This is a genomic window from Pelomicrobium sp. (genome assembly GCF_036803785.1).
In the GTDB taxonomy this organism is placed as follows: domain Bacteria; phylum Pseudomonadota; class Gammaproteobacteria; order Burkholderiales; family UBA6910; genus Pelomicrobium.
In genome coordinates this window covers 1-7,194 of sequence record NZ_DAIRTR010000006.1, presented here as the reverse complement: position 1 = coordinate 7,194, position 7,194 = coordinate 1, and the positions used below count along the sequence as shown (strand labels likewise).

General features: G+C 67.7%; 9 protein-coding genes. 4 read left to right on the top strand and 5 right to left on the bottom strand.

Annotation, left to right across the window (positions count from 1 at the left end; translation table 11 throughout):
- The coding region (locus tag V7Q81_RS01435) for an NUDIX hydrolase (protein ID WP_333839650.1) at positions 1-381 on the bottom strand (381 nt) is incomplete at its 3' end.
- A 247-nt stretch (positions 382-628) separates the two neighbouring features.
- On the opposite strand from V7Q81_RS01435, the gene V7Q81_RS01430 reads away from it, so the two are divergent.
- Entirely contained in the window at positions 629-1,690 is a 1,062-nt protein-coding gene (locus V7Q81_RS01430; RefSeq protein ID WP_333839648.1) for a MoxR family ATPase, read from the top strand.
- A gap of 25 nt (positions 1,691-1,715) precedes the next feature.
- On the top strand, positions 1,716-2,966 hold the full coding sequence (locus V7Q81_RS01425; protein WP_333839646.1) for a vWA domain-containing protein: 1,251 nt from the start codon (positions 1,716-1,718) through the stop codon (positions 2,964-2,966).
- 17 nt (positions 2,967-2,983) lie between these two features.
- Here the strand turns inward: V7Q81_RS01425 and sfsA are convergent, their stop codons facing one another.
- Positions 2,984-3,688 (bottom strand): DNA/RNA nuclease SfsA, encoded by a 705-nt coding sequence (sfsA, locus tag V7Q81_RS01420; RefSeq protein WP_333839644.1) that lies wholly within the window; start codon positions 3,686-3,688, stop codon positions 2,984-2,986.
- Complete coding sequence (locus V7Q81_RS01415) at positions 3,685-4,815, bottom strand: GNAT family N-acetyltransferase (protein ID WP_333839706.1); 1,131 nt, start codon at positions 4,813-4,815, stop codon at positions 3,685-3,687. Before V7Q81_RS01415 ends, sfsA begins: the two co-directional genes overlap by 4 nt.
- An 84-nt stretch (positions 4,816-4,899) precedes the next feature.
- On the opposite strand from V7Q81_RS01415, the gene V7Q81_RS01410 reads away from it, so the two are divergent.
- Positions 4,900-5,238: a P-II family nitrogen regulator gene (locus V7Q81_RS01410; protein WP_333839642.1), complete on the top strand. Its 339-nt coding sequence runs from the start codon at positions 4,900-4,902 to the stop codon at positions 5,236-5,238.
- A gap of 50 nt (positions 5,239-5,288) precedes the next feature.
- Here V7Q81_RS01410 and V7Q81_RS01405 read toward each other — a convergent pair whose 3' ends face one another.
- On the bottom strand, positions 5,289-5,864 hold the full coding sequence (locus V7Q81_RS01405; protein WP_333839640.1) for a Smr/MutS family protein: 576 nt from the start codon (positions 5,862-5,864) through the stop codon (positions 5,289-5,291).
- Positions 5,865-5,902: 38 nt separating this feature from the next.
- On the bottom strand, positions 5,903-6,853 hold the full coding sequence (gene trxB, locus V7Q81_RS01400; protein WP_333839637.1) for a thioredoxin-disulfide reductase: 951 nt from the start codon (positions 6,851-6,853) through the stop codon (positions 5,903-5,905).
- A 131-nt stretch (positions 6,854-6,984) separates the two neighbouring features.
- Here trxB and V7Q81_RS01395 point away from each other — a divergent pair.
- Positions 6,985-7,194, top strand: a 210-nt coding sequence (locus V7Q81_RS01395) for a DNA translocase FtsK 4TM domain-containing protein (protein WP_333839635.1), incomplete at its 3' end; no start/stop codon positions are given.

The window sequence follows — 7,194 nt, the reverse complement described above, 5'->3', positions numbered from 1 at the left end:
GCCCGGGCGGAAGTCCAGGTCCAGCAGCCGGGCGCGGAACATGAGGTATACCTGGTTCACGTGGGGCAGGTTGTATACGGTGTACAGGGGCCCCAACTCCACCCGGGCGCGGGCCTCTTCCATCGTTTCGCGCAACGCGGCCTGGAAGGTGGTCTCGCCGTTCTCCATGAACCCGGCGGGCAGGGTCCAGTAGCCGTAGCGCGGCTCGATGGCACGACGGCACAGGAGCACCCGGTCTTCCCACTCGGGAATGCAGCCCACCACAATCTTCGGGTTCTGGTAGTGGATGGCGCCGCAGGCGGGGCAGACGTAACGGGGCAGCGTGTCGCCCGGCGGCACTCGGTATTCCACCCGGGCGCCGCAGTTGGAGCAGAAATTCATCGGCGCATCTCTGAACCGGCGCACGTTAGCAAAAATCCCTTTCCCTGCCTAGCGCCCACCCCAAAACCCGGAGGCGCGCCAGAGCGCCCGCAAGCGTGGGCGAACGCTACGCGAGAGCCCTGCAGCGCACGCTCTCACCTTCGCGCGCCGCGGCGCAGGCCGGCGGCACGACGCCCGTTCCTGGTCTGGCTGGCCGCCCGTCCGCCGCAGGATTAGAATGCCTTGAGTCCCGGACGTTGAAAACCCAGTGCGCCCTTCCCACATCGCCGCCATATTAGAGCGGGAGCTCGAGGCCGCCGTCTGCGGCCAGCATACGCCTGTGATGTTGTGGGGGCCGCCGGGGGTGGGTAAGTCCCGCATCATCGGAGACCTCGCCCGGCGCCACGGCGTTCCCCTGATCGATCTGCGCCTTTCTCAGTTGGAGCCCACGGATCTGCGGGGCATTCCCTTCCGCGTTGGGGACCGGGTGGAATGGTCCGTGCCCGCCATGCTCCCTGACCGGGAGCGCCACGGCGGACGGGGGATCCTGTTCTTGGACGAGATCACCTCTGCTGCACCCACGGTGGCGGCGGCGGCCTATCAGTTGATCCTGGACCGGCGGCTGGGGGAGTACCAAGTGCCGGAGGGTTGGGCCATCTTCGCCGCCGGCAACCGGCCCGGGGATCGGGGCGTCACCTACACGATGCCCGCGCCGCTGGCAAACCGCTTCACCCATTACGAAGTGGAGCCCCATCTGGACGACTGGGTCGCCTGGGCCCACGCCTACGGGATCGATCCCCGGATCATTGGCTTCCTGCGCTTTCGCCCCGACTTGCTGTTCGATTTCGACCCGGCGCGCCATCCCATCGCCTTTCCCTCGCCCCGCTCGTGGGAGTACGCCCACCGGGCCCTACTCAAATTCGACGGAGAGGAAGCGCTGCTCTTGGACGCCCTGCAGGCCTGCGTGGGCGCTTCCGCGGGGATCGAACTCAAGGCTTTCATCGACACCATGGAGCGCATGCCGGATGTGGACGCCATTCTCGAGGGGCGGAGCGAGCGGGTGCCCGACGAAGTGGATTTGCAGTACGGGATCGCTGCCGCCCTGGTGCGCCGCGCCGTGCAGGCGAGCCGCGGGCCCGACGCGCCCCGGGTCCTCGGCAACATCCTCAAATATGCAACCGCCTTCCCCCAGCGAGAGCTGGGGGTGATGCTGGTCACCGACATGCATCGCTCAGTGGGACGGCCCTTGATCGATCTGCCGGAGTTTTCCGATTGGGCCAACTCCATCACCGACCTGATTCTTTACGAGCGGCCCCTGGCCGGGCGGTGAGCCGCGACGGTAGAAGGCCTGGGCAATGGACACCGCCATCGAAACCAAGCTGCGGGCGGCCCGCACCCGGCTGATCTTGGACACCCCCTTCCTGGGGGCCCTAGTGTTGCACCTTCCCCTCAGGCCGGCAGATCCCCGGCGGGTGCCCACCGTGGCCACCGATGCCCGCGCCTTCTACTACAACCCGGCCTATGTCGCAGGGCTTTCCTTGTCCGAAACGCAGTTCCTGCTGGCCCACGAGGCCCTGCACTGCGCCTTGGGCCACTTTGCCCGCCGCAACCACCGGGTGCGCCGTCGTTGGGACGTGGCCTGCGACCATGCGGTCAACTGGCTCCTGGTGCAGGAGGGTTTGAAGCCTCCGGCCGGCGCGCTACTGGACCCCGCGTTCCGGGGTCTCGCCGCAGAGGAGATCTATCCCCTAGTGCCTGAGGACACCGGGGAGCAGCCCCTGGATCTGCACCTCTTCGACGCCGACGGGGAGCCCTCGGATCGCTTTGCCTTGGCAGCGGGTGCCTCCCGGGAGGGGAGGAGCCCGGCGGGCACAAAAGGTGGCCAGTCTCCAGGGGAGGCAGCGCCGGAAACCGCGAGGGCGGGCCGCCCTTGGACCGAAGCCACCGAACCGGCAGCCCGGGCGTTCCCGGCCATGGAGGGCGAGGATCTGGCCGGCCTCTGGCGCGTGCGCCTTGCCGCCGCCGCCCAGCAGGCCCTGCGAGGGGGGCGGCTGCACGGGGGTTGGCAGCGGCTTGTCGACCGCCTGATCGAGCCCCGGTTGCCCTGGCGCGCCCTGCTGGAGCGCTTTCTTCGGACCTGCGCTCGAGACGACTACAGCTTCCAGCGTCCCCCGCGTCGGGAGACAGCAGCGATCCTGCCGCGCTTGGCGAGCCGAGTATTGGAGGTGGTGGTCGTGTTCGACGCCTCGGGCTCCATCGGCGAAGGGGAGCTCGCCGAGTTCGCCGCCGAGCTGAACGCTCTCAAGAGCCAGCTTCCGGCCCGGATCCTCTTGCACGCTTGCGACGAGCGGCTCGCCCCCGAAGGGCCGTGGGTGTTCGAGCCGTGGGAGGCCGTGCGCCTCCCGACCCAGGTGACGGGGGGTGGCGGGACTCGGTTCACGCCGGTCTTCGAGTGGATCGAACGCGAGGCTCTGGGGCCCGACGCCCTTGTCTACTTCACCGACGCGCTCGGCGAATTCCCCGAGCGGCCGCCTCCCTACCCGGTCCTGTGGCTGGTCAAGGGACGGGAGCCGGTGCCCTGGGGGGAGCGGATTCAGTTGAACTGAACCCGCCCGAGGGCGCTTCACGGACAGACCACGGCAACAGGCTCCAACAGGGCGATTTCCGTCGGGCTGACCCGAGCCCGGTAGGCCACGGCCTCCACCCCTGCCGCCAGGGCCTCCCGCAAGGTCCTGCCGTAGATCGGATCGATGGCATCGGCAGGGCGCACCTCTGTCACGTCGCTGCGCTGCACGCAAAACACCAGCACAGCCCGCTCGCCGCGGTCCACCACGCGCATCATCTCGTGCAGGTGCCGGGTGCCGCGGCGGCTCACCGCATCGGGAAAGAGGGCGACTCCGCCGCTTGCCGCCGCGGTCACGTTCTTCACTTCCACATAAGCGAGGCCGCGCCGAGGGGAGGAAAGCAAGAGATCGGCTCGGCTCGACGAGCCTTCGTAGCGGGCTTCCCGCCGCGCGAGGCGATAGCCCGCGAGCGCCTGCACCACGCCGGCGGCCAAGGCCTCTTCCACCAGCCGGTTGGACCGGCCCGTGTGGATGCCCACCAGCACCCCGTCCACCTCCACCAGCTCCCAGGTGTAGGCGAGCTTGCGCGCCGGGTTGCGGCTCCGGGAAAGCCACACCCGGCTGCCGGGGGACTGGCAGCCCAGGAGAGAGCCGGTGTTGGGGCAATGGGCGACCACCGGCCCGTCGGCCGTTTCCACCTCGGCGAGGAAGCGCTGGTAGCGGCGTAATAGCCGGCCTTCGATCAGGGGCGCTTCAAACCTCACGGCTGGGCCTTGAAGGGCGAGCGCTCGGCCAGCGCTTCCATGTAACGGTCCACGCTCACCGTCTCCCGGGCGAGGGCTTCCTCCACGGCCTGGGCAAACCCGGGATGGGCCAGCCAGTGGGCCGACCAGGTACGCACCGGAAGGAGCCCCCGGGCCAGCTTGTGTTCCCCCTGGGCGCCGCCTTCGAAGCGCTCGAGGCCCTGTTCGATGCTCCACTCGATGGCCTGGTAGTAGCAGGCCTCGAAGTGCAGGCCAGGCACGAACTCCAGCGCGCCCCAGTAACGCCCGTACAGGGTGGAGGCGCCGCGCAGAAAAAGCGCTGCGGCAAGGGGTCTGCCGTCCCGGCGGGCGATGGCGAGTAGCACCTGCCGAGGCAAGGCCTGCCCAAGCCGCAGGAAGAAATCCAGAGTGAGATAGGGCGTGGAGTGGTGGAGGCGATAGGTACGCGTGTAGCAGCGGAAGAAGAAGCGCCAGTCCTCCTCCTGGAGGTCAGAGCCCGCCCGCCATTCGAAACGGATGCCGGCCTCCACCAACCGGCGCCGCTCCTGATGGATTTTTTTGCGCTTGTCATGGGTGAGAGTCGAGAGGAAATCTTCGAAGCGGACGTAGCCGCGGTTGAACCATTGGAACTGCACGCCATGGCGCACCCGCAAGCCCGCTCGCTCCCAATCCCCCATCTCCGCGTCCCGGGCAAACAGGACGTGGAGGGAGGAGACTCGCATTTCGTTCGCCAAGGCCAGGGCAGCGTCGAGTAGCCTCTGACGCATCTGTCCCGGGGGGGCGAGGAGCCGTGGCCCGGTCGCCGGCGTGAAGGGTACGGCGCAGAGCAGCTTGGGGTAGTAGCGCAACCCATGGCGGCGATAGGCCTCCGCCCAGGCCCAGTCGAACACGTATTCGCCGAAGGAGTGGCTCTTGAGATAGAGGGGCATGGCGGCCAGGAGATCGCCACCGCGCCACAGGGTGGGAAAGCAGGGCCTCCAGCCGGTGGCGGGAGAGGCGCATCCCGAGTCGTGGAGGGCGCAAAGGAATTCATGGCTCAGGAAGGGGTTCTCCTCCGCCAACCGGTTCCAGGCGGCCCGGTCCACGCCGTGGAGACTGTCCAGGATGCGCAGCTCGGGCTCGGCCATGGCGCTCAAGGATACGTTCCCCCGCAGGCAGGGGCCTGACTCGATGGTAAACTCACTTCAGGTGCGTGTTGCGGGAGCCACACCATGAAAAAGATCGAGGCGGTGATCAAGCCGTTCAAGCTGGACGAAGTGCGGGAAGCCCTCTCCGGCATCGGAGTGACCGGGCTCACGGTGACGGAGGTGAAAGGTTTCGGGCGGCAAAAAGGGCACACCGAGCTATACCGGGGCGCCGAATACGTGGTGGACTTCCTGCCCAAGGTCAAGGTGGAGGTAGTGCTGCCCGACACCCTGGTGGAGCAGGCGATCGAAGCTATCGTCAAGAGCGCCCGCACGGGCAAGATCGGCGACGGGAAGATCTTCGTCACCTCAGTGGAGCAGGTGGTGAGGATTCGAACCGGCGAGATCAACGAGGCGGCGATCTGATCGGCAGGCGGTCGACGGCGCAGCGCCCCCGGCAACCGCCCTGCGTGCCTTCACCCCTTGCGGTTTTCCCCCTTGAGCAGCACCAGCACCGCCCCTGTGCCACCGTCTGCCGGGGGCGCCGGGCTGAAGGCGAGCACCTCCTCCCGCTGCATGAGCCAGTGGCGCACCTTGATCTTGAGTACCGGTTCTCTGTTTTTCGACCGCAGGCCTTTGCCGTGGATGATGCGCACGCAGCGCAGCCCCCGGCGCTGGCAGGCCTTGAGGAATTCGGCCGTTTGCACCCGGGCGGCTTCCCGGTTCAGGCCGTGGAGGTCCAGCTGGTCCTGCACGACCCAATGACCGCGGCGCAGCTTGCGCAGTACCTGCCGGGAGAGGCCCGGGCGCACGAAGGACAGGTCCCCATCTGCCTCCACAAGGGTTTCCCAGGGGCTGCCCGCCAGGGACTCGGCGAGCACCTGTTCCTCGTCCCGTAGCCGCTGGTAGGGGAGGGGGGCGGGGCGTCTGGCCACCCGCTCGATACGCCGACGGTCCGGTAGCGGCGCTACGTCTCGCACCGCCTGGCGGAACAGATCCCGCTCCGCTTCGTCCACGGGCGGCACCCCGCCCATCGCGGAACCCTCCTTCATGGCGGTCTCCCATCTCCTGCCCGACAACCGGCATCCGGTCAGCCGAGCTCATCCAGATATTTCTGCGCGTCCAGGGCTGCCATGCAACCGGAGCCGGCGCTGGTGACCGCTTGGCGGTAGACGTGGTCCTGCACGTCCCCGGCGGCAAACACCCCGGGAATGCTGGTGGCCGTGGCATCGCCTTCCAGGCCACTGCGGGTGATGATATAGCCGTTTTTCATCTCCAGCTGCCCGGCGAAGATGTCCGTGTTGGGCTGGTGGCCGATGGCGATGAACACCCCCTGGACCGCAATCTCCTTGGTGGCACCGTTCTGGGTGTGGCGCAGCCGCACGCCGGTTACGCCAGCGCCGTCCCCCAAGATTTCCTCCACCACGTGAAAGAGCTCCAGGGCGACTTTACCCCCCTTCACCTTCTCCATCAGCCGGTCCACCAGGATGGGTTCGGCCCGGAACTTGTCCCGCCGGTGCACCAGGGTGACCTTGGCCGCAATATTGGAAAGATAGAGCGCTTCCTCCACTGCCGTGTTCCCGCCTCCCACCACCGCCACGTCTTGGCCCCGGTAGAAGAAGCCGTCGCAGGTGGCGCAGGCCGAGACACCCTTGCCCATGTAGGCCTGCTCCGAGGGCAAGCCGAGGTACTTGGCCGAAGCCCCCGTGGCGATGATGAGGGCATCGCAGGTATAGGCGCCCTGGTCCCCGATCAGGGTGAAGGGGCGTTCGGTGAGGCGCGCCGTGTGGATGTGATCGAAGATGATCTCCGTGCCGAAGCGTTCCGCGTGGCGGCGGAAACGCTCCATCAGCTCCGGCCCCTGGACTCCGTCCGCGTCCGCCGGCCAGTTGTCTACGTCGGTGGTGGTCATGAGCTGGCCGCCCTGGGCGAGGCCGGTGATGAGGACGGGCTTCAGGTTGGCCCGAGCCGCGTACACGGCGGCGGTGTAGCCCGCCGGGCCCGAGCCCAGGATGAGAAGTCTGCAATGCTTGGAATTCATGGGATTATTCGCAGGTCGGACAGGTGCGGAAGCGAAATGGTGAAGCAATTTCCTCGGCCTGTCGAGCCGCTCTCGGTGGCCCGCGGCGGACCCGGCCGATATAATCCCCCGGTCTATACTGGCGGTATTCGATGCGCTTTCCGTCCAAGAGCATGGCCGACAAGGCCAGCGCCAATCCCCTGCCGCCCAAGATCGCGGCCTTGATCCGGGAGTCTTGGTGGCTGTCCATGGTGGGGCTCGCTGCCTACCTGGCCTTGGTGCTCCTCACCTATAGCCCGGCTGATCCGGCTTGGTCCCGCAGCAGCGGCGCGGGCCCTGTCCAAAACGCGGGAGGGCGGGTG